Source organism: Paraburkholderia sp. USG1, assembly GCF_031570135.1.
In the GTDB taxonomy this organism is placed as follows: Bacteria; Pseudomonadota; Gammaproteobacteria; order Burkholderiales; family Burkholderiaceae; genus Paraburkholderia; species Paraburkholderia dioscoreae.
Genome location: NZ_JAMWXW010000015.1, coordinates 180,831 through 204,013 on the forward strand (window position 1 = coordinate 180,831; position 23,183 = coordinate 204,013).

At 62.9% G+C, this 23,183-nt stretch carries 24 protein-coding genes; 13 read left to right on the plus strand and 11 right to left on the minus strand.

All coding sequences use genetic code 11. The annotated features are described in order from the left end of the window. Nucleotides 1–24: 24 nt before the first annotated feature. Complete coding sequence (locus tag NE850_RS21130) at nt 25–939, minus strand: LysR family transcriptional regulator (protein WP_165185796.1); 915 nt, start codon at nt 937–939, stop codon at nt 25–27. A gap of 203 nt (nt 940–1,142) precedes the next feature. Between NE850_RS21130 and gcl the strand changes: the two genes are divergently transcribed. The 4 genes from gcl to NE850_RS21150 all read left to right on the plus strand — a co-directional run bounded on the left by gcl (nt 1,143) and on the right by NE850_RS21150 (nt 5,786). Further along, nucleotides 1,143–2,918, plus strand: coding sequence for a glyoxylate carboligase (gene gcl, locus NE850_RS21135; RefSeq protein WP_165185793.1), 1,776 nt, complete (start codon nt 1,143–1,145; stop codon nt 2,916–2,918). Nucleotides 2,919–3,023: 105 nt separating this feature from the next. After that, on the plus strand, nt 3,024–3,833 hold the full coding sequence (gene hyi / locus NE850_RS21140; protein WP_310699364.1) for a hydroxypyruvate isomerase: 810 nt from the start codon (nt 3,024–3,026) through the stop codon (nt 3,831–3,833). 96 nt (nt 3,834–3,929) lie between these two features. Beyond that, on the plus strand, nt 3,930–4,838 hold the full coding sequence (locus tag NE850_RS21145) for a 2-hydroxy-3-oxopropionate reductase (protein WP_007182116.1): 909 nt from the start codon (nt 3,930–3,932) through the stop codon (nt 4,836–4,838). A gap of 546 nt (nt 4,839–5,384) precedes the next feature. Further along, the gene (locus NE850_RS21150; protein WP_007182117.1) at nt 5,385–5,786 is read left to right on the plus strand and encodes a DUF3597 domain-containing protein; all 402 of its coding nucleotides are present in this window, start codon (nt 5,385–5,387) and stop codon (nt 5,784–5,786) included. A gap of 175 nt (nt 5,787–5,961) precedes the next feature. Here the strand turns inward: NE850_RS21150 and NE850_RS21155 are convergent, their stop codons facing one another. After that, a complete protein-coding gene (locus NE850_RS21155) occupies nt 5,962–7,002 on the minus strand; it encodes an asparaginase (protein ID WP_165185791.1) in 1,041 nt (346 codons plus the stop codon). A gap of 300 nt (nt 7,003–7,302) precedes the next feature. After that, complete coding sequence (locus NE850_RS21160) at nt 7,303–8,265, minus strand: GlxA family transcriptional regulator (protein WP_007182119.1); 963 nt, start codon at nt 8,263–8,265, stop codon at nt 7,303–7,305. 149 nt (nt 8,266–8,414) lie between these two features. On the opposite strand from NE850_RS21160, the gene NE850_RS21165 reads away from it, so the two are divergent. Together NE850_RS21165 and NE850_RS21170 are read left to right on the plus strand one after the other, a co-directional pair. Continuing rightward, nucleotides 8,415–9,158: a GNAT family N-acetyltransferase gene (locus NE850_RS21165; RefSeq protein ID WP_165187432.1), complete on the plus strand. Its 744-nt coding sequence runs from the start codon at nt 8,415–8,417 to the stop codon at nt 9,156–9,158. Between the two features lie 12 nt (nt 9,159–9,170). Then, complete coding sequence (locus NE850_RS21170) at nt 9,171–10,049, plus strand: SDR family oxidoreductase (RefSeq protein ID WP_165185788.1); 879 nt, start codon at nt 9,171–9,173, stop codon at nt 10,047–10,049. A 198-nt stretch (nt 10,050–10,247) separates the two neighbouring features. On the opposite strand, the gene NE850_RS21175 is transcribed toward NE850_RS21170, so the two are convergent. The 5 genes from NE850_RS21175 to NE850_RS21195 all read right to left on the minus strand — a co-directional run bounded on the left by NE850_RS21175 (nt 10,248) and on the right by NE850_RS21195 (nt 15,431). Next, complete coding sequence (locus NE850_RS21175; RefSeq protein WP_007182122.1) at nt 10,248–11,174, minus strand: CysB family HTH-type transcriptional regulator; 927 nt, start codon at nt 11,172–11,174, stop codon at nt 10,248–10,250. An 86-nt stretch (nt 11,175–11,260) separates the two neighbouring features. Continuing rightward, a complete protein-coding gene (locus NE850_RS21180) occupies nt 11,261–12,319 on the minus strand; it encodes a sulfate/molybdate ABC transporter ATP-binding protein (RefSeq protein WP_007182123.1) in 1,059 nt (352 codons plus the stop codon). Further along, entirely contained in the window at nt 12,319–13,362 is a 1,044-nt protein-coding gene (gene cysW / locus NE850_RS21185; protein ID WP_007182124.1) for a sulfate ABC transporter permease subunit CysW, read from the minus strand. The genes NE850_RS21180 and cysW overlap by 1 nt, the downstream gene beginning before the upstream one ends. Continuing rightward, nucleotides 13,359–14,252, minus strand: coding sequence for a sulfate ABC transporter permease subunit CysT (cysT, locus tag NE850_RS21190; RefSeq protein ID WP_007182125.1), 894 nt, complete (start codon nt 14,250–14,252; stop codon nt 13,359–13,361). Before cysT ends, cysW begins: the two co-directional genes overlap by 4 nt. A gap of 138 nt (nt 14,253–14,390) precedes the next feature. Next, nucleotides 14,391–15,431 carry a sulfate ABC transporter substrate-binding protein gene (locus NE850_RS21195; protein ID WP_007182126.1) on the minus strand — a complete coding sequence of 347 codons (1,041 nt, stop codon included), beginning with the start codon at nt 15,429–15,431 and terminating at the stop codon, nt 14,391–14,393. Between the two features lie 315 nt (nt 15,432–15,746). On the opposite strand from NE850_RS21195, the gene lexA reads away from it, so the two are divergent. The 3 genes from lexA (at nt 15,747) to NE850_RS21210 (ending at nt 17,622) form a co-directional block, all read left to right on the plus strand. Continuing rightward, nucleotides 15,747–16,397, plus strand: a complete 651-nt coding sequence (gene lexA / locus NE850_RS21200; RefSeq protein ID WP_007182127.1) for a transcriptional repressor LexA — start codon at nt 15,747–15,749, stop codon at nt 16,395–16,397. 133 nt (nt 16,398–16,530) lie between these two features. After that, on the plus strand, nt 16,531–16,875 hold the full coding sequence (locus NE850_RS21205) for a hypothetical protein (RefSeq protein WP_310699365.1): 345 nt from the start codon (nt 16,531–16,533) through the stop codon (nt 16,873–16,875). Nucleotides 16,876–16,971: 96 nt separating this feature from the next. Beyond that, nucleotides 16,972–17,622 (plus strand): DUF2939 domain-containing protein, encoded by a 651-nt coding sequence (locus NE850_RS21210; RefSeq protein WP_165185785.1) that lies wholly within the window; start codon nt 16,972–16,974, stop codon nt 17,620–17,622. 61 nt (nt 17,623–17,683) lie between these two features. Here the strand turns inward: NE850_RS21210 and NE850_RS21215 are convergent, their stop codons facing one another. Next, nucleotides 17,684–18,148 carry a universal stress protein gene (locus tag NE850_RS21215; RefSeq protein ID WP_007182130.1) on the minus strand — a complete coding sequence of 155 codons (465 nt, stop codon included), beginning with the start codon at nt 18,146–18,148 and terminating at the stop codon, nt 17,684–17,686. A gap of 284 nt (nt 18,149–18,432) precedes the next feature. On the opposite strand from NE850_RS21215, the gene nodI reads away from it, so the two are divergent. Together nodI and NE850_RS21225 are read left to right on the plus strand one after the other, a co-directional pair. After that, entirely contained in the window at nt 18,433–19,347 is a 915-nt protein-coding gene (gene nodI / locus NE850_RS21220) for a nodulation factor ABC transporter ATP-binding protein NodI (protein ID WP_165185783.1), read from the plus strand. An 87-nt stretch (nt 19,348–19,434) separates the two neighbouring features. Then, entirely contained in the window at nt 19,435–20,262 is an 828-nt protein-coding gene (locus NE850_RS21225; protein WP_165185780.1) for an ABC transporter permease, read from the plus strand. A 90-nt stretch (nt 20,263–20,352) separates the two neighbouring features. Here NE850_RS21225 and NE850_RS21230 read toward each other — a convergent pair whose 3' ends face one another. Both NE850_RS21230 and NE850_RS21235 read right to left on the minus strand, forming a co-directional pair. Further along, nucleotides 20,353–20,775, minus strand: coding sequence for a hypothetical protein (locus NE850_RS21230; protein WP_007182133.1), 423 nt, complete (start codon nt 20,773–20,775; stop codon nt 20,353–20,355). 526 nt (nt 20,776–21,301) lie between these two features. Next, a complete protein-coding gene (locus NE850_RS21235) occupies nt 21,302–22,354 on the minus strand; it encodes an NADP(H)-dependent aldo-keto reductase (RefSeq protein WP_007182134.1) in 1,053 nt (350 codons plus the stop codon). A gap of 144 nt (nt 22,355–22,498) precedes the next feature. Between NE850_RS21235 and NE850_RS21240 the strand changes: the two genes are divergently transcribed. Beyond that, on the plus strand, nt 22,499–22,711 hold the full coding sequence (locus tag NE850_RS21240; RefSeq protein WP_035518164.1) for a DUF3820 family protein: 213 nt from the start codon (nt 22,499–22,501) through the stop codon (nt 22,709–22,711). 219 nt (nt 22,712–22,930) lie between these two features. Further along, a complete protein-coding gene (locus NE850_RS21245; RefSeq protein ID WP_007182136.1) occupies nt 22,931–23,176 on the plus strand; it encodes a hypothetical protein in 246 nt (81 codons plus the stop codon). The last annotated feature ends 7 nt before the right edge of the window (nt 23,177–23,183 follow it).

Here is a 23,183-nt window from a genome sequence, read left to right on the forward strand (position 1 = left end):
GGTGTCGGCCCGTCCCGCCTACGTCTAGTAAGCCGGCCGGTTCCAGTAATCCGCGCTGGCGTACACGTCCTTCAGGTAATCGATGAAGTAGCGCACCTTGGCCGGCACATACCGCTGCTGCGGATAGACCGCGAGAATGTCGTAGTCGGGCAGCGCGAACTCGTCCAGCACGGTTTCCAGCTCGCCGCGTGCCAGTTGTTGCTGGATTTCCCATGTGGAGCGCCAGCCGAGCCCGAGCCCTTCCGACACCCAGCGGTGCAGCAGTTCGCCGTCGTTGCAGTCGAGCGTGCCGCCCACCCGCACCGTCGCCAGCTTGCCGTTGCGGCGGAAGTACCAGCCGCGGTTCTGCCCGCCTTGCAGATTGAACGCGAGACAGTTGTGCTGCGGCAGGTCTTCGAGCGTTTTCGGCCTGCCGTGCCGGCGGAAGTACTCCGGCGTGCCGCACACCACGCGCCGGTTCGACGCCAGCTTGACCGCGACGAAATTCGGATCGACCGCCCCGCCGATGCGGATCGACAGGTCGTAACCCTCGCGCACCAGATCCACCACCCGGTCGGTCAGATTGAACGACACCTGCAATTCCGGTTTGTCGGCGAGAAATGCCGGCGCGAGCGGCGCGACGTGCTTGCGTCCGAACGCTGCCGGCGCCGACACGATCAGATGGCCGTTGATCGCGCGCCGCCCGGCGCTTAGTTCGTTTTCCGCCTGATCCCATTCGATGAGCAGGCCCCGACAGCGCTCCAGAAACGCGGCGCCGTCTTCGCTCACCACCAGCCGGCGTGTCGAGCGGTACATCAGCTTGACGCCGAGGCGCTTTTCCAGCGCATCGATGCGGCGGCCGAGAATCACCGGCGACACACCCTCCTCCAGCGCGGCCGCCGCGAGACTACCCGCATCCGCGACGCGCACGAACGTTTCGATCTGTTTGAACCGGTCCATTTCTGTCTCCTGTCGACCGGAGTTAGCGCTTTAGCGCTTACTCCGGTCCCACGCAGCGCGCCCCGCCCATCGGGCAACAAGCCATTCCATACTTTTTGTTTCGAAATAAGCGACACGGACTGATCTTATCAAACCTTTAGGTCAGGCCTAAAGTGCACTCAACCCGTTTATTTCGCCCATTCCCTGCCATTCAGGAGACATTCATGGCCAAGATGAGAGCCGTCGACGCAGCCGTGCTGGTGCTCGAAAAAGAAGGCATCGACACTGCATTCGGCGTTCCGGGCGCAGCGATCAACCCGTTCTACTCGGCCATGCGCAAGGCGGGCAACATCAGCCACGTGCTGGCCCGCCACGTCGAAGGCGCGTCGCATATGGCCGAAGGCTATACGCGCGCCCAGCCGGGCAACATCGGCGTGTGTATCGGCACGTCGGGCCCCGCCGGCACCGACATGATCACCGGTTTGTACTCGGCTCAGGCCGACTCGATTCCTATTCTCGCCATCACGGGCCAGGCGCCGCGCGCGCGTCTGTACAAGGAAGACTTCCAGGCCGTCGACATCGAATCGATCGCCAAGCCCGTCACCAAGTGGGCCGTCACCGTGCGTGAGCCGGCGCTGGTGCCGCGCGTGTTCCAGCAGGCATTCCACCTGATGCGCTCGGGCCGTCCGGGTCCGGTGCTGGTCGATCTGCCGATCGACGTGCAGCTCGCCGAAATCGAATTCGACATCGACACATACGAACCGCTGCCGGTCTACAAGCCCAAGGCGACTCGCAAGCAGATCGAAGCCGTCCTCACGCTCCTCAACGACTCGGACAAGCCGCTGCTCGTCTCGGGCGGCGGCGTGTTGAACGCGGCGGCCGAAGACCTGCTCGTCACGTTTGCTGAAACCGTCGGCGTGCCGGTGATTCCGACGCTGATGTCGTGGGGCGCGATTCCCGACGACCATCCGCTGATGGCCGGCATGGTCGGCCTGCAAACCTCGCACCGCTACGGCAACGCAACGATGCTCGCCTCCGACTTCGTGCTCGGCATCGGCAACCGCTGGGCGAACCGTCACACGGGCAGCGTCGAGGTTTATACGAAGGGCCGCAAGTTCGTGCACGTGGACATCGAGCCGACGCAGATCGGCCGCGTGTTCGGCCCGGACCTCGGCATCGTGTCGGACGCGAAAGCCGCGCTCGAACTGTTCGTGGAAGTGGCGAAGGAATGGAAAGCCGCGGGCAAGCTGAAGGACCGCAGTGCATGGGTCGCCGACTGCCAGCAACGCAAGCGGACCATGCACCGCAAGACCCACTTCGACAACGTACCGATGAAGCCGCAACGCGTGTACGAAGAGATGAACCAGGTGTTCGGCCGCGACACGTGCTACGTGAGCACGATCGGTCTCTCGCAGATCGCCGGCGCACAGTTCCTGCATGTGTACAAGGCGCGCAACTGGATCAACTGCGGCCAGGCGGGCCCGCTCGGCTGGACCATTCCGGCAGCGCTCGGCGTGCGTGCGGCCGATCCGCAACGCCCGATCGTGGCGCTCTCGGGCGACTACGACTTCCAGTTCATGATCGAAGAGCTGGCGGCCGGCGCGCAATTCAAGCTGCCGTATGTGCACGTGGTGGTGAACAACTCGTACCTCGGCCTGATCCGCCAGGCCCAGCGCGCGTTCGACATGGACTTCTGCGTGCAGCTCGGCTTCGAGAACATCAACTCGCCGGAGACGAACGGCTACGGCGTGGACCACGTCGCGGTTGCGGAAGGTCTGGGTTGCAAGGCGATCCGCGTGTTCAAACCAGAAGAGCTGAAGCCCGCGCTGCAGAGAGCGCAAGCCATGCTCTCCGAGTTCAACGTGCCGGTGATCGTCGAAGTGATTCTCGAACGCGTGACCAACATTTCGATGGGCACCGAGATCGACGCGATCAACGAGTTCGAAGAGCTGGCCACGACTCGCGAAGACGCACCGACCGCGATCAGCATGCTCGACTGAGTTGCCTGACGTGTTGAACAAATAAGCATCACGTGAGCGCGGTTCTGCAACACCGAACCGCGTCACGCAGTTATTCCACTGACCGACCTGAGAGACAGACGCACCATGCCGAAATTTGCAGCGAATCTCGCCATGCTGTTCAACGAAGTCCCGTTTCTCGACCGCTTTGCGGCGGCTGCGGACGCGGGCTTTCACGCCGTCGAATTCCTGTTTCCGTATCCGTACCAGATCGCTGAGTTGAACGAACGTCTGCAACAGAACCGCCTGAAACTCGTGCTGCACAACCTGCCCGCGGGCAACTGGGAAGCCGGCGAGCGCGGCATCGCGTGTCTGCCGGATCGGGTGGGCGAGTTCCAGGAAGGCGTCGGCCGCGCGATCGAATACGCGACAGCTTTGAAGGTACCGCAACTGAACTGCCTCGTCGGCATTCCCACGGCCGGCGTCGATGCGGACAAGGCACGCTCGACCATTGTCGAGAACCTGCGTTTCGCCGCGGGCGAGTTGAAAAAAAACGGCATCAGGCTGCTGGTCGAACCGTGCAATGCCTACGACATTCCGGGCTTCGCGCTCAATCGTTCTGCTGAAGGCCTCGACGTGATCCGCGCAGTCGGTTCGGACAATCTGTTCCTGCAATACGACATCTATCACATGCAACGGATGGAAGGCGAACTGGCGGCGACCATCAGGAAGAACCTGCCGCAGATCGCGCACATCCAGCTCGCCGACAATCCAGGCCGCAACGAACCGGGCACGGGCGAAATCAACTACCCGTTCCTGTTCGAGCTACTCGACTCGCTCGGCTACGACGGCTACGTCGGTTGCGAATACAAACCGCGCACGACCACGGCCGCCGGTCTCGGCTGGATTCAGAGCGTGGCCGGGCAAACCCGCGGCGCAGCCCACGCCGCCGCCTGAGCGCCGCATTGTTTCATTGATCGGCCGGATCAGGCGCTTCCCGCCCCGAAGGATGTCCTCTTGAGGGACACCAAACAACACTGGAGATTCAGACACATGGCAAAGATCGGTTTTATCGGCCTCGGCATCATGGGCGCGCACATGGCGCGCAACCTCATCAAGGGCGGTCACTCGCTGTTCGTGAACGGCGCGTACCCGGTGCCGGAAGATCTGGGCAAGACGACGAGCGTCGTCGCGAATTCGACCGCTGTCGCGCAGGCCGCCGACATCGTCATCATCATGGTGCCGGACACGCCCGACGTCGCCAACGTGCTGTTCGCCGACGACGGCGTCGCCGCCGGCCTCTCGCCAGGCAAGCTCGTAATCGACATGAGCTCGATCTCGCCGCTCGACACCCAGGCGTTCGCGAAGAAGATCAATGCGCTCGGCGTCGACTATCTGGACGCACCGGTTTCCGGCGGCGAAGTCGGTGCGCGTGAAGCGTCGCTGACGATCATGGTGGGCGGCCCGGAAAAAGCGTTCGCAACAGCCAGGCCGCTGTTCGATCTGATGGGCAGGAACATCTCGCTGATCGGCGACAACGGCGCGGGTCAGACCTGCAAGGTTGCGAACCAGATCATCGTCGCGCTGAACATCGAAGCCGTGGCCGAAGCGTTGCTGTTCGCCTCGCGCTCGGGCGCCGATCCGGAACGTGTGCGCAAGGCGTTGATGGGCGGCTTCGCCTCGTCGCGGATTCTCGAAGTACACGGCGAGCGCATGACCAAACGCACGTTCAATCCGGGCTTTCGCATCGAACTGCACCAGAAGGATCTGAACCTCGCACTCGACGGCGCACGCAAGCTCGGCATCGCGCTGCCGCATACGGCGAGCGCGCAGCAACTGTTCAGCGTGTGCGCGGCGAATGGCGGCAAGGCATGGGATCACTCGGCAATGGTGCGAGCGCTCGAAATCATGGCCAACCATGAAGTCGCACAAGCGCCGGGCAGCGAAGCCAAGGCAGCTTGAGCAAGCAATACGGACTGCCATGGTCGTTGCGTGATCAACGTCATGGCACTCGCAGGTGGGGCGCCCGGTTCGTCGTGCGATATGCACGGCGAAGCGGGCAAATCGTGCCGCTCTGGGCTGAGAGCGGCAAGTGGGGTCCGCAGCGGCACCCGGCGGCGCCGGGGAAGCCTTGGTCGGTCAGACGTCGTCGTCGGGTGTCCGGCTGTCGGATTTCATCGTTATGCTTTTTCCGCCAATCTCTCGTAGCGGGTGCATCATGCACGCCGCCTGCCGACACCTCCCCTTGCAAGTCTCCTCGCACACGTGCTCGCAAGTCCGCTTGCATTTGCTTGCAACTCCGTGCCCGCCGCTCCACCTTTTTTGACACATCGCTGCGCGCTTTTCTCCTACACTCGTTGAGTCTGGTTGCGGGCGTATCAGCGTTCAAATGCGGCTTGCCGATCAGGGCAACGCATGTCCTCTGCATCGTTCGCCCGATTCCCAACCAGTGTGCACCCCGCAAGCGGCATGTGCTTGCGCCAGTAACCCATCTGCAAAGGATTCAGAATGAGCATTTTTGGTGACATCGTAAACAAGCTCTTCGGCAAAGCGAAACCCGACCAGCCTGCGCCTGCGGTCGAGCCGACACCGGATCCGGCAGCGGCGCAAGCTGCTGCGCCGGCGGCTGCAGCGGCGCCCGCGCCGCTGGCCGACGTCGACGTTGCTGCCGTCATGGACCAGTTCGTCAGTGAGAGCGGGCAAACGTTGAACTGGCGCACGTCGATCGTCGATACGCTAAAGGCGCTCGGCGTCGACAGCAGCCTCGAGCATCGCAAGGAGCTCGCCAAGGAACTGAAGTACAGCGGCGACACGAGCGATTCGGCGAGTATGAATATCTGGCTGCACAAACAGGTGATGCAGGCGCTGGCGGCGAACGGCGGGAAGTTGCCGCCGGATCTGGCGAGCTAACGGCTTGCACACGCCGCCGGTTTCCGGCGGCAGCTAAAAGCCTCAAGCAGAAACAGCCTCAAGCAGAAATGACGACGCGGCGCCCGGGTCGATGCCTTGGGCGCCGCGTTGTCATTCAAGCTTCATGTGCGCGACACGGTTCTGACTTTGAACCACGCCGTCCGCGTTCAATCGATCAGTACGTATCGAATATCTTCTGCAACACCACCGGCCCCGTGGCGCCCGCAGCCAAGGCCAGCATCAGCAACACACGCGCCTTGTACGGATTCAGCGAACCCGCGCTGACGAAGCCGAGCGCGTCGTCGGCGGCTGCGCCGTTGCGCATCACATGCCCCGAACCCACGCGCGACGCACGCACCACCGCTACGCCTTGCGAGGCGGCATCGGCCAGCGCCTGCTGCACCCAAGCGTGAATCGAACCGTTGCCCGTGCCTGCCACGACGATACCGCGCACGCCGGCGGCAACCAGCGCATCCACGGCAATCCGCGACACGCCCGCGTAGCTCACCACGATCTCCACATGCGGCCACTTCGCGCCGATCACGAATTCGGTGGCGAGCGTATGCGGACGCACCACGCTGCGCTGGAATTCGACGCGGCCGTCCTGCACCCAGCCGAGCGCACCGATTTCCGGCGAATGGAATGCATCGACCGCATAGGTGCTCGTCTTGACCACGTCGCGCGCGCTGTGAATCCTGTTGTTGAAGGCCACCAGCACGCCCTGCCCGCGCGACGCCACGTGCGCCGCGACCGTCACGGCGTTGAGCAGATTCAGCGGACCGTCGGCGGAGAGCGCCGAGGCCGGGCGCATGGCCGCCGTCAGCACGACCGGCTTGTCCGACTTGATGGTCAGATGCAACAGGTAGGCGGTTTCTTCGAGCGTGTCCGTGCCGTGCGTGACCACCACGCCGTCGATGTCGTCGTCGGCGAGCAGCGCGTTGATGCGTTGCGCGAGCGTGGTCCACAGCGGCAACGCCATGTCCTTGCTGTCGATGCTGGCAATCTGCTCGGGCGCGATGCGCGCCACCGTGGACAAGGCCGGCACCACCGCCAGCAATTGCTCGACGCCGACCACGCCGGCCTGGTAGCCGGACGTATTGGTGGCGTCCGCAGCCGCCCCGGCGATCGTGCCGCCGGTCGCCAGCACGGCGATGCGCGGCAGCAGCGTGGCGCCTTCGTCTGAAGGCGTGGTGGAGGAAGGAATCGAAGTATTCATGGCGGCGATTGTAAGCGATGCGCCGGGCGCCTCCATACCGTCACGCAAGAACAGGTGACTGCCCGGTCGTCATCGCGCCGTACGGAGCAGCCTCACACACTACCGGCTTCCAGTAACGCGGATCGGCAGATGAAGAGTAGGCGCCTGCGTTGGGATCCACCATTGCTACTTGTGACTATTTTTGGCGTCGTTTGCGCCAGGCGATGCACTGTCGTCGTCGCACGCGATTTCCACAGGCGCAGGTCGTTTCGCTGACGTGCACAGGCGGTAAAGCCGGACAAGCGCGGTGCATGCCAAGGTTTAACGCATTTCCGCACGAAGTTCCCGCACCCCACGGCCGAGCCTTCGGCGCAGCAAGGTCCGCAATGTCGCCGAGTCGGCATAGCCGACCTCGCTTGCAATCGTCTCGATATCGTAGCCAATCGAGACGAGGTTTTGCGCCCGTTCGATTCGCAGATCCTGGAAGAACGCCAGCGGTGACTTGCCGAGCACAGCCTCGGTGCGGCGCTGCAAGGTGCGTGGTCCAACCGCCAACGCTGCCGCCGCTGCCTGAAGCGAAAAACCCGAAGCAAGATTGTTGCGGGCCCACCGCTCGAATCGCTCGACCAGGGGATCGGCATGGGCGAGATGATCGGGGATGATGTATTCGGCCTGGGATGAACGCTTGTCGATAAGCATGAAGCGCGCAACGAGCGTCGCAAGCTCAGGACTGGTCTGACGCAGCAACCATAGCGCGAGGTCGAGATGGCCCATCGCCGAACCTGCCGTGACTACGCGATGTGACGCGACGACCATACGTGAGTCGTCCAGATTGACAGCCGGATAGCGTTGGCGAAAGAACGGCGCCAGCGACCACGTGGTCGTCGCCTCGCGATTGTCCAGAAGCCCGGCTTCGGCCAGCAGGAAAGTACCGATACAGGCCGCCGCGACGCCAACGCCGCCGGCGTGCCAGGTTCGAAGGTATGCCATCGCGGCACGCATGTCGCGACGCTCCAGGGCCTCCACCAGGCGTTCCGGTTGCCGGACATTCGGCGCAGGCACCACCACCCAGTCGGCGTGACCAACGGCGCTCGCCAGTTCGACCGGCGTCGACAGCCCGTGCGCGGTACGAATGCGGCTGCGCACGCCAACGAGCCGCACCTCGAAGGGCGGCGCGGGGAATCCTTGCGCGACGGCCAGCTCGTTGGCCGTCGCGAAGGTATCCAGCAACACGGTAAGCCCGGTGTCGAACAGGCCGTCAAGCGCGAAGATAACCAGCTTCATGTCGCAAATAGCCCCATTAATGTCATTTGCGACTATAGCTCCGTCCCATCGGGCCGTCTAGACTGCGTAGCGATGCAGCGAGAGTAATACGCCGGCTGGAAATTCAATTGATCCGCCGGAGCACCGCTGCGCTAGTAAAGGGAGACAGCATGAGTAGTTCGATACGCACCGACGCCGACCTCGACCGGCCGGTCTGGGCGGCCCTCACGACGAATCAGGCACACCTTGGATACGGAGATGCGCTTGCCCGTCGATATGATCCGGACGTGGCGCCCTTTGCCGCACTGGCCTCTGAAACGCCTGCGGCATATCGGGCGCTCCGTCAGCTCCTGTTGCCTCATGAGCAGGTCGCGTTGCTATCCGGGGAACCGGTCGGTCCAGTCGAAGGCCTGCACATGACGCGCGTGGGCGTGATCCACCAGATGATCTCCACACTCGGTGAAGCAGCGAGTGCGGATGACGAGGTAATCCGCTTGAGTGACGCGGATGCGAAAGAGATGCTCGATCTGGTCCGGAAGACCAAGCCCGGACCATTCGGCAGACGAACGCACGAAACCGGCAATTACATCGGGATTCGCGACGGCGGGCATCTCATTGCGATGGCCGGCGAACGGATGCACGTCGATCGGTACCTCGAGATTAGCGCCGTTTGCGTCGACGAAGACTATCGCGGAAGCGGCCTGGCGGGCCGACTCATGAAAGCTTTGCGCGGAGAAATTGAGCGGCGAGGCGAGACGCCGTTTCTGCACGTCTTTAGCGACAACCTCTCCGCGATCGCGCTGTATGAACGGCTTGGCTTCGAATTGCGTCGCACGTTTGAACTTACCCGCATCGGACATGCTGGCCCGGATCTGGGATCTGGCCGCAGTCCTTCAAACGCGTTAAACCAGTGAAAGGAAGTGACCATGTCCAAATGTATCCTTATTACCGGAGCTAGCAGCGGCTTCGGCCGCGACACGGCCGAGACGCTCGCGCTCGCCGGACACCAGGTATTCGCGTCCATGCGTGATGTCGCCGGGCGCAACCGGCCCCATGCCAATGCGCTACAAGCCAGGGGCATCCATGTCATCGAACTCGACGTGACAGACGACGTCTCCGTTGAGCGTGGTGTGACTTCTGTGCTCAAAACGGCCGGACGCCTCGACGTCCTCATCAACAACGCCGGCATCGGCTCGGCGGGAATCTCCGAAGCGTTCACGACAGAACAGGTACGCGCGCTCTTTGACGTGAACGTATTCGGCATCCAACGGACACTGAGGGCCGTGTTGCCCGTCTTCAGGGATCGGCGCGACGGCTTGATTGTGAATATCGGCTCGATCCTCGGCCGCGTGACCTTGCCTTTTTTCGGTCTTTATGGCGCGTCGAAGTTCGCCATCGAAGCATTAACCGATAGCTACCGCTATGAGTTGTCGAAGTTGGGCATCGACGTAGTTCTCGTCCAACCCAGCAACTATCCGACGAATATTTTCGCGAGCGCGCAGCGGCCAGGCGACGCCGCGCGCGGTACTGGGTACGGCGAAATCGGCGCAATTCCGGGCAAGATGGTAGAGACGTTGATGGAGCTGTTCGAAGGTGACGACGCTCCGAACCCGCACGACGTAGCCGAAGCCATTGCGCGGGTAGTCGAACAACCAAACGGCACGCGTCCCGCACGCCTGGTAGTCGGGCAATCGTTCGGCGCTGATGTCCTTAACGCTCAAGCAGTGTCGATCCAGACGCAGTTGATGAAAGGTCTCGGTCTCGGAGAGTTCGTCGAACCGCTGAAGGACTTGGCGGCCAATTGACAATACGTCTCTGGCCGGGATGCCACGCCCTGTCACTGTCCGTTTTATGCCTGGCTATCTACCGCAACAAGATGACCAGTTGCAGATAGCGTTTCGCAGCAGGGTTCGCACCCAGGGAGTCCTTGCGGAAGATCGGATAGGACAACCTTCTTTTCCAGTTGAAGGGCCTAACGGCCCTTCAACGACCCAACGCATCCATCAGACCGCTTCGCGCAACTGCGCGGCGATGTCCGCTTCGTTCAGTTGCGGCGCGAACATCTCGATCAGCCGGTACGCGTATGCGCGCAGGAACGCGCCCTTGCGCAAACCGACTCGCGTCGTGCTCGCTTCGAACAGATGCTGCGTGTCGAGCGCGACCAGTTCCGTGTCGCGCTTCGGGTCGTAGGCCATCGCCGCGACCACGCCGATGCCCATGCCCAGTTCGACATACGTCTTGATCACGTCGGCGTCGATCGCGGTCAGCACGACGTCGGGCAACGCACCCGCTTTCGCGAACGCCTGGTCGATGTGCGAGCGGCCCGTGAAATCCTGGTCGTACGTGACGATCGGGAATTCGGCGATCTCGTCGAGCGTCAGATTCGGCCGGCCCACCAGCGGATGCCCCTTCGGCACGACCACGACGTGATGCCACGAATAGCACGGGAACGTGACGATATCCGGGAAACGGTCGAGCGCTTCGGTGGAGATGCCGATGTCCGCTTCGCCGTTGATGATCATCTGCGCGATCTGTTGCGGACTGCCCTGGCGCAGCGCCAGATGCACCTTCGGGAATACCTCGGTAAATTGACGGATCACCTTGGGCAGCGCGTAGCGCGCCTGCGTGTGCGTGGTGGCCACGACAAGATGGCCGCTATCCTGATCGGCATACTGGCGCGCGACGCGGCGCAGATTCTCGGCGTCGAGCAGCATCCGCTCGATCAGCTGATGCACCGCCTTGCCCGGCTCGGTGAGGCCCGTCAGACGCTTGCCGCGTCGAATGAAAATATCGACGCCGAGTTCGTCCTCCAGATCCTTGATCTGTTTCGACACACCTGATTGCGACGTGTACAGAACGTTCGCCACCTCGGTCAGATTCATGTTCTGACGCACGGCTTCGCGCACGAAGCGCAATTGCTGGAAATTCATCTGTATGTCTCCGGTTCGTCCAGAGTTGAGTTATTTGAGTTTGCCTGAAACACCGGGTCGTGTTGCTACGCGTAGCCGCACGGCGCTCATTGCGCCGGAAACACGCGCAATGCACGCGGCACCGCCGTCACACCGTCGCCGATAGAGAGCTGCAGATCGCGCCACGCTTCTCGATCGAGTTCGGCTTCGAGCAGGTTGCCCTCGCGGCCCGCGAGTTCGACCCGCACCGAGCCGCCCAGCGTCACCACGCGCCGCACGTCGACGACGATACCCTCGCGATGACCGGACGCCTGCGGATACAGTTGCAAATCGTGCGGACGCACATAGGCGAACGCCGGGCCGCTGAAATCGGCCTTGATCGACACCGGCAGCGCCGCGCCGTCCACCACGAAACCGCTCGCGTCGACGTTGCCATGCAGACGGTTCGCCGCGCCGAGAAACTCGTAGACGAACGAGGTTTGCGGATGATCGTACACGTCCTGCGGACTACCCACCTGCTCCACGTGCCCGCGATTCAGTACGACGATACGGTCGGCCACTTCAAGCGCTTCTTCCTGGTCATGCGTGACGAAAATCGTCGAGATATGCAGATCGTCGTGCAGGCGCCGCAGCCAGCTGCGCAGTTCCTTGCGCACCTTCGCATCCAGCGCGCCGAAGGGTTCGTCGAGCAGCAGCACCTTCGGCTCGACCGCCAACGCGCGCGCGAGCGCGATCCGTTGCCGCTGGCCGCCCGACAGTTCCGACGGATAGCGTTGCGCGAGCCAGTCGAGTTGCACGAGTTTGAGCAGCTCATGCACCTTCTCGCGGATCACCGCTTCCGAGGGACGCTCCTTGCGCGGCTTCACCCGCAGGCCGAACGCCACGTTCTCGAACACCGTCATATGACGGAACAGCGCGTAATGCTGGAACACGAAACCCACTTCCCGCTCGCGCGCGCCGACCGTCGCCACGTCCTGGCCTTGCAGCACGACCTGGCCGCCGTCCGCGTATTCGAGCCCGGCGATCACACGCAACAAGGTGGTCTTGCCACAACCCGACGGCCCGAGCAGCGCAACCAGTTCACCCGGCGGAAAGTCGAGTGTGACGTTATCGAGCGCGACGAAATCGCCGAAGCGCTTCTGCAGGTTACGAACGGTGATACCCATTACAGCTCTCCTTGCTTGAGCGGGTGTTGCTGCGATGCATGCGTGGCTTGCGTTGCTTGACTGACAGTGGCCGGAATCGTGACGGGGCCGGCGTACGCGGGCACATCGCGCGCGGCCGACAGTTCCGCCGACATATGGCGCTCGGCGAGCAGCTTCAGGCCGAGCGTCACGAGTGCGAGCAGCGCCAGCACCGACGCCACGGCGAACGCCGCCGAGAAGTTGTACTCGTTGTAGAGAATTTCGACGTGCAGCGGCATGGTGTCGGTCTGGCCGCGAATATGGCCCGACACCACCGACACCGCGCCGAACTCGCCCATCGCCCGCGCGTTGCACAGAATCACGCCGTACAGCAGGCCCCATTTGACGTTGGGCAGCGTGACGCGGCGGAAGATCTGCCAGCCCGACGCGCCGAGCACGTGCGCGGCTTCTTCTTCGTCGTTGCCTTGCGCCTGCATCAGCGGAATCAGCTCACGCGCGACAAAGGGGAACGTCACGAAGATCGTCGCCATCACAATGCCCGGCACCGCGAAAATGATCTGGATGTTGTGATCCTGCAGCCACGGGCCGAACCAGCCCTGCGCACCGAACATCAATACATAGATCAAGCCGGAGATCACCGGCGACACCGAGAACGGCAGATCGATCAGCGTGGTCAGCAGCGCCTTGCCGCGGAATTCGAACTTGGCGATACACCATGAAGCCGCGAGGCCGAACACGAGGTTCAGCGGCACGGCGATCGCGGCGGTGATCACGGTGAGCTTGATCGCCGAGAGCGCGTCAGGATCGGCAAGCGATTCCAGATAGAAACCGAGTCCCTTGTTCAACGCCTGATAGAACACGGCGACGAGCGGCACAACCAGGAACAGTGCGAGAAACAGTAGCGCGACGCCGGTCAGAATCCAGCGCACGACGGGCGGCTCGGTGACCGGATCGGGACGGCGCGCGACGTTCAACGGCGCGCGCGGCGCCACGGCCACGGCGGCGTTATTCACGCCGCTCACGCCATTCACGCCGTCCGCTCCATTCACGGTTCTGCGGCTCATTGCACACCCCCGCCGACGGCCGCAACACTGGCGGCAGGCGCCGGACCCGCGCCACCGCGGCTCGTGCGGCGCTGCAGATACCACTGCAAGGTATTGATCAACAACAGCATCAGGAACGACACCACCAGCATCACGACCGCGATGGCAGTCGCACCCGCATAGTCGTACTGCTCCAGCTTGGTGATGATGAGAAGCGAGGTGATTTCGGACTTCATCGGCACATTGCCGGCGATGAAAATCACCGAACCGTATTCGCCGAGCGCGCGGGCGAATGCCAGCGCGAAGCCCGTCAACAGAGCCGGAAACACCGCCGGCAACACTACGCGGCGAAACGTCAGCCAGCGCGACGCGCCCAGGCACGCGGCCGCTTCCTCCTGTTCGCGCTCGAACTCTTCGAGCACCGGCTGCACCGTGCGCACCACGAACGGCAGACCGATGAACGTGAGCGCGACCAGCACGCCCGCCGGCGTAAACGCGATCTTCAGCCCGAGCGGTTCGAGGAACTGCCCGATCCAGCCATTGCCCGCGTACACGGCTGCGAGCGAAATACCGGCCACCGAGGTGGGCAGCGCGAACGGCAGATCGACCACGGCATCGACGATGCGCTTGAACGGAAACGTGTAGCGCACCAGCACCCATGCCACCAGAAAGCCGAACACCGCATTGATCAGCGCGCCGCCGAGCGCGGAAAAGAACGTCAGGCGATACGACGCGAGCACGCGCGGCGAGCTCACCGCGCGCACGAACTGGTCCCAGTCGAGCGTCGCGGTCTTCAGAAAGGTCGCCGCAAGCGGAATCAGCACCACGAGGCTCAGATAAGCCACCGTGATGCCGAGTGTCAGGCCAAAACCGGGCAACGCGCTCGGTTTTCGGAAGGTCAACGTCGTCATGCTCGTTACTCGTTCAGGTTGATGCTCGTGTTACCGGCCGCCGGGCCCCGGCTGGCCAAAAGCGCGCCCCTGGGGGCGCGCTTGGGAGTGACGCGTGAGCGTATCGCTTTGCCTATGCCGTTGCAGGCATGGACGGTATTACTGCGGCTGGTAGATCGAATCGAATACGCCGCCGTCGGCAAAGTGTGTTTTCTGCGCGTTGGTCCAGCCGCCGAACGAATCGTCCACCGTGTACAGCTTCAGCTTCGGAAACTTGGCAGTCAACTCGGCCGGCACCTTGTTCGAACGCGGACGGTAGAAGTTCTTCGCCGCGATTTCCTGCCCTTCCTCGCTATACAGGAAGTTCAGATACGCTTCGGCGACCTTGCGCGTGCCGTGCCTGTCGACCACCTTGTCCACCACCGCAACCGGCGGCTCCGCCAGAATGCTGACCGACGGCACGACGATCTCAAACTTGTCCGGACCGAATTCCTTCAGCGACAGGAAGGCTTCGTTTTCCCACGCGATCAGCACGTCGCCGATACCGCGTTGCACGAAGCTGGTGGTCGCGCCGCGCGCGCCCGAATCCAGCACGCCGGCATTCTTGTAGAGCTTGCCGACGAATTCCCTGGCCTTCTGGTCATTGCCGCCCGGCTGATGCTCGGCGTACGCCCAGGCAGCGAGGTAGTTCCAGCGCGCGCCGCCCGACGTCTTCGGATTCGGCGTGACGATCGAGACACCCGGCTTGATCAGATCATCCCAATCCTTGATGTGCTTCGGGTTGCCCTTACGCACCAGAAACACGATCGTCGACGTGTAGGGCGATGCGTTATCCGGCAAACGCTTCTGCCAGCCCTTGTCCAGCAGCCCCTTGTTGGCCAGTGCGTCGATGTCGTAAGCGAGCGCGAGCGTCACGACGTCGGCCTGCAGACCATCGAGCACCGAACGCGCCTGCGCCCCGGAGCCGCCGTGCGACTGCTTGAAAGTGATCGTGTCGCCGGTCTTCGCCTTCCATTCCTTGCCGAACGCCTGGTTGATGTCCTGATACAGCTCACGCGTCGGGTCGTAGGACACGTTCAGCAGCGTCGTGTCGGCAGCGTGTGCCTGTGCCATCGCGCCGAGCGCGCCCGCCGCACCCAGTGCCAGCGCCACGATGAGTTTCTTCGTCCTGCCCGCCAGCCCCGTACCTTGGTGATTCATGTCAACTTTCTCCGCGTCGTAATTCGCTGAAACAGCGTGTGGTGTTGCTCTGCGTCGCGGTCACGTGCACATGAGCGCCAACTCGGAGGCCAGTCTATCGAAGCGCTTTCATCATTAAAAATAATGTTTATTCATTCTTTAATACGCAAAAGTGGTAATGGCAGCTGGATAAGGCGTTGCGGCACGAAAACGGGTGTTGGAGCGTCTTTTGACGACGCTGCAACGCCACCCTTCGGCACGAACTTAAAGTAAAGCTTGAATTGCGCCCGATACTGTATAAAAATACAGTCACCTGTTCATCCATACAGTGGCGCCATGACCAAACTCACCGCACGACAGCAGCAGGTTTTCGATCTGATCCGCAGGGCTATTGAACGCACCGGCTTTCCGCCCACCCGCGCGGAGATCGCCGCCGAACTGGGCTTCAGCTCGGCCAACTCGGCAGAAGAACATCTGCGCGCGCTCGCCCGCAAGGGTGTGATCGAGCTCGCGGCGGGCGCGTCGCGCGGCATCCGCCTGCTGGCCGGCCCGGAAGATTCGCCGCACCAGTTCACGCTGCCGCACGCCAGCATCATGCAACTGTCGCTGCCGCTGATCGGGCGGGTTGCCGCGGGCAGCCCGATCCTCGCGCAGGAACATATCTCGCAGCACTACGCGTGCGACCCGGCGCTGTTCTCGAGCAAGCCCGATTACCTGCTGAAGGTGCGCGGGCTGTCCATGCGCGACGCGGGCATCTTCGACGGCGACCTGCTCGCGGTGCAAAAGAAGAGCGAAGCCAAAGACGGCCAGATCGTCATTGCCCGGCTTGGCGACGACGTCACGGTCAAGCGCCTGAAGCGCCGGCCGAACGGGCTCGAACTGATCGCCGAGAACCCCGATTACGAAAACATCTTCGTTGAAACCGGCAGTGCGGAGTTCGCGCTGGAGGGTATCGCCGTCGGGCTGATTCGCCCCGGCGAGTTCTAAGCACGCTGGTTCCAGGCGCCTGGAATTCAAGCCCCTGGTTCCAAGCCCCTGGTTCCAAGCCCCGTCTTGCCCGTTCGGCAGAATAGAAAGCCACGCCAACGCCGCATCAATGTTGCATCGTCTGGAGAGTCTCATGGAACGCCTTGCCCGCCTGCTGCCTTTTCGCCAGTTCGGTCGTCTGCGCCATCTTCGCAAGCTGGTGCCCTGCTCATTGATCGAGGCGTCCACGGCCAGCACGCCGTCGTTATTCGACTCGCCTGCTAGCGCGTCGAGCCTGCCCTCGTCGTTGCCGGCGTTTGCCCGCGTGTCGTTGAATTCGGGTTTGAATACGGCCGAGCCGGCGCGGCGCGCACCGGTGCGTGTCTATCACGGCCCATCGCGGCTCATCATGGTCGGCACGGTAGACGCCGTATGCCGCATGATCGACCGCTGCATTGCCGACGAAGCAAACTTACGTGGTGCGGTATTCGAGTCTTGATCGGCCTTCAATCGGGTGGCGATATTGCTTCGCATGGGATCGTTTTTGCGTGGCGGCGGTCCACGTTAGATCACACCTGACGGAGAGCCCCATTCGATGGCCGTTCTGAAACGCACCAAAGGCGGCGCTACCCGGCCGCTGATCGTCACGCTGCTCGTGATTGTGGTGATCGCCGCGCTCGGGTTCGCGTACGCGACGCCGTATATTGCGCTGAACAATCTCAAACGCGCGGCCGATGCGCGCGACGCGCAAACGGTCAATCAGTACGTCGATTTTCCCGCGCTGCGTGAGAGCCTGAAGCAGCAGGTCGCCGGCTTGCTGACACGGCGTCTCGACGCACACAGCAACGGTAATCCATTGGCCGCCATTGGCGCGATGATCGGCGTTGCGCTGATTGGTCCGCTCGTAGATGCCTATGCCACCCCAGACGGCGTGGCGGCCCTGTTGAACGGCATGCCGCCGCGCGGCGATCCGGGCGAGCGGCCGCCCGTGCCGGCTGCCACGAACACTCCATCGGATGCCGCAGCGACTTCACCCGCGCCGGCAGCACCCGCCACTGGCACCGCAGCCAATGGCAATGGCAACGCCGCGCCCCCGCAACCGCCGCAAACCACCGCGGGCTATCGCGGCATCAACGAGTTCGTCGTCACGTACCAGCATGGCGCCGGCGACGCACGTTACTCGGCGATCTTTCAGCGCGAGGGCGTATTCACATGGAAGCTGGCCGCGGTCAATCTGAACGAATGACCGTCTGATGTCGTCAGGCTTGGGCGGCCGGCCAGTCAAACACCCTCCCCGAGACCGTGCGTCAAGCCGCCGCTTGCTGTTGCTCCTGCGCAGAAGAACAGGCCACCAGAATGCTGCACGAGACGCGGTCGAGCAGCGGCGTATTACCCGCACCCATCCACCAACGTGACAAGCCCGTACGGCAGCGGTGGCCGACCACCACGAGGTCGACATGCAATTCATTGGCGAGGTTGGCGATCTCGTCGATCGGATGGCCGAACGCGAAATGCCCTTGTGCGCTCACGCCTCGCTCGGTGAGCCAGTCCACGCCTTCCTGGAGGATGTCGCGGGCGGTCTTTTCGAAGCTGCCGCAAGCCACATCGGTCAGCAGGCCCGCGCTTTGCGCAATGCTCGAACGCATGTCGACAACCGACAACAGGTGAGTTTCGGCTTTCAGATCCATCGCCAGGTCGGCGCCGCAACGCAACGCTTTGCGGCCTTCGCGCGAGCCGTCGTAGCACAGCAGGATTTTCTGGTAGCTCGCCATGATTTTTCTCCCTTCGCGCGGGACGCACGATCTGAATGAATCATGGTGCGCCGCAATTCAGGTTGCAAGGGATGGAAAACGCTAACTGCGCGCTACTGGACGCCAGCCGCGCCCTAAACAGGTGCGCGCGCCGCCGGGCGGCGTCCGCAGGTCGATGCCGCAGTGCAGGAAACCCACGCCGGAACGTCGGGAGCGAACCGACGCCGGGCAGCCGATGCCCTAGAATAGGCGGCCTTCCCGGCCATTCGCGTCATTCATGTCTTTCCCGGAGACTCGTTCGATCCATGCCTGAAGCCGCCATCGAATTTCACGAGGTCAAGAAAAGCTACGGCGAAAAAACGGTCGTCGACGGGCTGTCGTTCCATGTCAACCCCGGCGAATGCTTCGGCCTGCTCGGCCCGAACGGCGCGGGCAAGACCACCACGTTGCGCATGCTGCTCGGCATCGCGGCACCGGATGCGGGCACGATCCGCCTGTGCGGCGAGCCGATCCCCAGCCGCGCGCGCGTGGCCCGGGCGCGCGTCGGCGTGGTGCCGCAGTTCGACAATCTCGACCCCGACTTCACGGTGCGCGAGAACCTGCTGGTGTTCGGCCGCTACTTCGGCATGAGCGCCGCGCAATGCCGGGCGATGGTGCCGCCGCTGCTCGAATTCGCGCGCCTCGAAAGCAAGGCGGACGCGCGCGTGAGCGACCTCTCCGGCGGCATGAAGCGGCGCCTCACGCTGGCGCGCGCGCTCGTCAACGACCCCGACGTGCTGATCATGGACGAACCGACCACCGGCCTCGATCCTCAGGCGCGGCATCTGATCTGGGAGCGGCTGCGCTCGTTGCTCGCGCGCGGCAAGACCATTTTGTTGACCACCCACTTCATGGAAGAAGCCGAACGGCTCTGCCACCGGCTATGCGTGATCGAGGAAGGACGCAAGATCGCCGAAGGCGCGCCGAGCGCGTTGATCGCCTCTGAGATCGGTTGCGACGTGATCGAGATTTTCGGACCCGATCCGGTTGCGCTGCGCGATGAACTGGCGCCGCTCGTCGAGCGCACCGAGATCAGCGGCGAGACGCTGTTCTGCTACGTCAACGACGCGCAACCGGTGCATGCACGCCTCAAGCAGCGCGCGGATCTGCGCTATCTGCATCGGCCGGCGAATCTGGAAGATGTGTTCCTGCGGCTCACCGGTCGCGAGATGCAGGACTAGAGGCGCATGGATATCGGCATCGCACGCAACGCGCTACGGCTATAACGAAGAAGGAAGCCCCTCGAGGGGCACGGCACGAGACACGCAATGAACGCACGCACATACGAAAGCCCGGGCGACACGCCATCGAAACAGGAAACCTTCGCCGCCTTTCCCGCGAACGCAACCAACTGGATCGCCGTATGGCGCCGCAACTATCTGGTGTGGAGAAAGCTTGCGATCGCCTCGATGTTCGGCAATCTCGCCGATCCGATGATCTATCTGTTCGGCCTCGGCTTCGGGCTGGGGCTGATGGTCGGCCATGTGGACGGCGTGTCGTATATCGCCTTTCTCGCCGCGGGCACGGTGGCGTCGAGTGTGATGATGTCGGCGAGCTTCGAGTCGATGTATTCGGGCTTCTCGCGCATGCACGTACAGCGCACCTGGGAAGCGATCATGCACACGCCGCTCACGCTCGGCGACATCGTGCTGGGTGAAGTGATCTGGGCGGCCAGCAAGTCGATACTCTCCGGCGCCGCGATCATGCTGGTGGCCGGCGCGTTGGGCTACGCGAATTTTCCGTCGATGCTGCTGGCGTTGCCGGTCATCGTGCTGACCGGGCTCGCGTTCGCGAGCATCGCTATGGTCGTCACGGCGCTCGCGCCTTCGTACGACTTCTTCATGTTTTATCAGACGCTGGTGTTGACGCCGATGCTGTTACTGTCCGGCGTGTTCTTTCCGGTGTCGCAATTGCCCGTCATGGCGCGAGGCGCCACCCAGGTGCTGCCGCTGGCGCATGCCGTCGACCTGATGCGGCCGGCCATGCTCGGGCGGCCGGTCGAGCACGCGCTGTTGCATGTGGCCCTGCTGACGGCGTATGCACTGGGCGGCTTTATCGTGTCGGCGATTCTGTTCAGACGCAGAATGATGAAGTAGGCCCGGCTTTCGAGTAACGCAGGCGCTGATGCCCGGCTAACGGTTGCTAACAGCGGACAGCGATCAGCGCCTGTCGCGGCCCGCCCCTGCTCAGTCCTCGTCGTCCGTCCACGGAATGTCCACGTCGGAAATAAACGCCACCGTCGCGAACGGTCCGCCGTCCTGACGGCCGATCTTGCCGTCGGCGCGCTGCCATTCGACCCGGAACATCGTGGCCGGATCATCGGCGATCAGCCGGACCGTGCGAACTTCGTCCGGATCGGATTCTTCAACCGGACCGTCGAGCGAGATCTGCAATTCCTGTGGCCATAGGCCATCGGCCGGATCATAGATCCGGTCGCCGTCGGGAATCAGCGTGAAGGCTTCCACGCCGATGGTCGCCGAAGCCTCCACGATCATCTTGCCCAATGCCCGCAGCAATGCCGTCGCTCGCGCCGAATTCGCCTGACGGATTGCCAGATCCCCGCGCGTCAGCGCCTGCTCAAGTTTTGGGTTTGTTTTTTGTTGCGCCATTCGATGTCCTGAGTTCCTATCGCTCTGTTGTGGACGGCACGCTGCGTCGTGCGCGCGCCGCGTTCCCTTTTTCGGCCTGAATCCTACCACCGGTGTGCGCTGCAGCAATGCCGGCCGCGCGGTCTGGCGCTTTCAGTCCGCCCCGTCCACCACAGTTTAGGTCGTGATTCGTGTTCCGGCAGGGACATTTGCCTTCCAATCGACGGCGAATGGAGAGGTATCGCACGCACGCCGTAGCGTGGCCTCGCCGCGCGCGGGCTGGCTGGCTGGCTGGCGATCGGATCGCGCCGGGCTGCAATCCGATGTTCTGTGCGGGGGCGAGTTCGCTCGCGCTTCATGCTGTGCGCGGCAAGCCAAAGGTCCGCTAAGCGTGCGCCCGGCAGTGATGGCATTTCAGATGCCGACCATCCGGCAAGTGCCCCGGCCGTGAAGCCGAGGCACTTGGGACAGCGCGGCGATTCGAGCGGCACTCAGTCTTCATTCTTCTTTCAAGCCCGACTCGAACCGACGCGCCGCCGTTCGCGCATCAAGGCGCAGGATTCGGCTGCAATTCATGCAGCGCATCGATTTCCGCGAGCACGTCCGGCGAGAGTTTCACGTCGACGCTGGCAATGTTTTCCTTCAATTGATCGAGCGAGGTCGCACCGATCAGATTGCTGGTCACGAACGGCCGGCTATTGACGAACGCGAGCGCGAACTGCGCGGGCGCCAGACCGTGACGCTTCGCCAGTTCCACGTAACGCGTGGTGGCCTGCACCGCTTGCGGCTTGCTGTAGCGCTGGAAGCGTTCGAACCGCGTGATGCGGGCGCCGGCCGGACGCGCGCCGCCTTCATACTTGCCCGACAACCAGCCGAAGGCCAGCGGCGAATAGGCCAGCAGGCCGATGTTGTCGCGATGCGCGTACTCGGACAGACCCGCTTCGTACGTACGATTGATCAGGCTGTACGGATTCTGGATGCTGACAATGCGCGGCAAGCCGAGTTTTTCGGCCGCGCGCAGAAACTGCGCGACACCCCAAGGCGTTTCATTCGACACGCCGATGTGACGCACCTTGCCCGCCTTCACGAATTCCGCGAGCACGGACAACGTCTCTTCGATCGGCACCGTGTATGCGTCGTCGACCCACGGATACGAGGCGCGGCCGAACGTCATCGTGCTGCGATCCGGCCAGTGCAACTGATACAGATCGACGTAGTCCGTTTGCAGGCGCTTCAGGCTGTCGTTGAGCGCTTCGGTGAGATTCTTGCGGTCGAACTGATTGCCTTCGCCACGAATATGGCGCGGGTTATGCGGTTGACGCGCCGGGCCGGCGATCTTCGTGGCGAGCACGATTTTCTCGCGTGCGCTGCGATGCTGCGCGAGCCACGTGCCGATGAAACGCTCCGTCGAACCTTGCGTCTCGGCAATCGGCGGCACCGGGTACATTTCGGCGGTGTCGATCAGATTGACGCCGTGATCGAGCGCGTAATCGATCTGCGCGTGCGCTTCCTGCTCCGTGTTCTGCTCGCCCCATGTCATGGTGCCGAGACCGATCAGGCTAACCTGCACATCGGAATCGCCAAGGCTGCGGTATTCCATCGAACTTGTCCTGTTGATTGGTTGAACGAAAAGCGCTGACGTTACCACGCCCGCGCGATACCTGCAGGGCACGCTAAAATGCGGTTCCAACGGGCGCCGCCCGTTTTTCCACGCGCAAGGTTTCTCCGCGCCGCCCCTTCCGCAATGAATCCCGAACACCTCGAACTGCTGGTCACGCGCATCATGCCTTACGGGAAATATAAGGGCCGCCTGATTGCGGACCTGCCCGGTCATTATCTAAACTGGTTTGCCAGTCAGGGCTTCCCGCCGGGCGAAATCGGCAGGCTGCTCGCCTTGATGCACGAGATCGATCACAACGGTTTGAAGTCGCTACTCGAGCCCTTGCGCAAGCGCTGATCGCCTCGCGGTGAAAGCGCCGCGAAGTGTCGTGAAGCGCGGTTGAAAGTTAGCCCGCAGGCATCGTGCAAGCCATGCAGATCTGTACAAATTCATACAGTCTTTTGCTTGTACCCTGCCGGCTGAATGGACTTTAATCCACGTAGGTTCTCGCACGCTCTGCCACGGTTCCCGCCATTGTCCGTATGTCGTCCTGCCCGTCATCCTGCCTGCCCGTCCATGTCTGAATTCAACTGGTCCGCGCTGCTCGAATTTATCGGCCACGATCTCTCGCCGGTACGGGCGGTCATCGCGTTCTTTCTGATCGGCTACGTGGTCGTCGGACTGCCCGTTCATTTCCGCCAGGGTGCCGCATCGCGCGACATCTGGGGCACCGCCGCCGGCGTGACGATGGCCGCGATCTACGCGGCGTTCATCATCGGCGTGTATCCGGTCCTCCATCATTCGGGCGGTCTGTTGCGATAGATGGCGC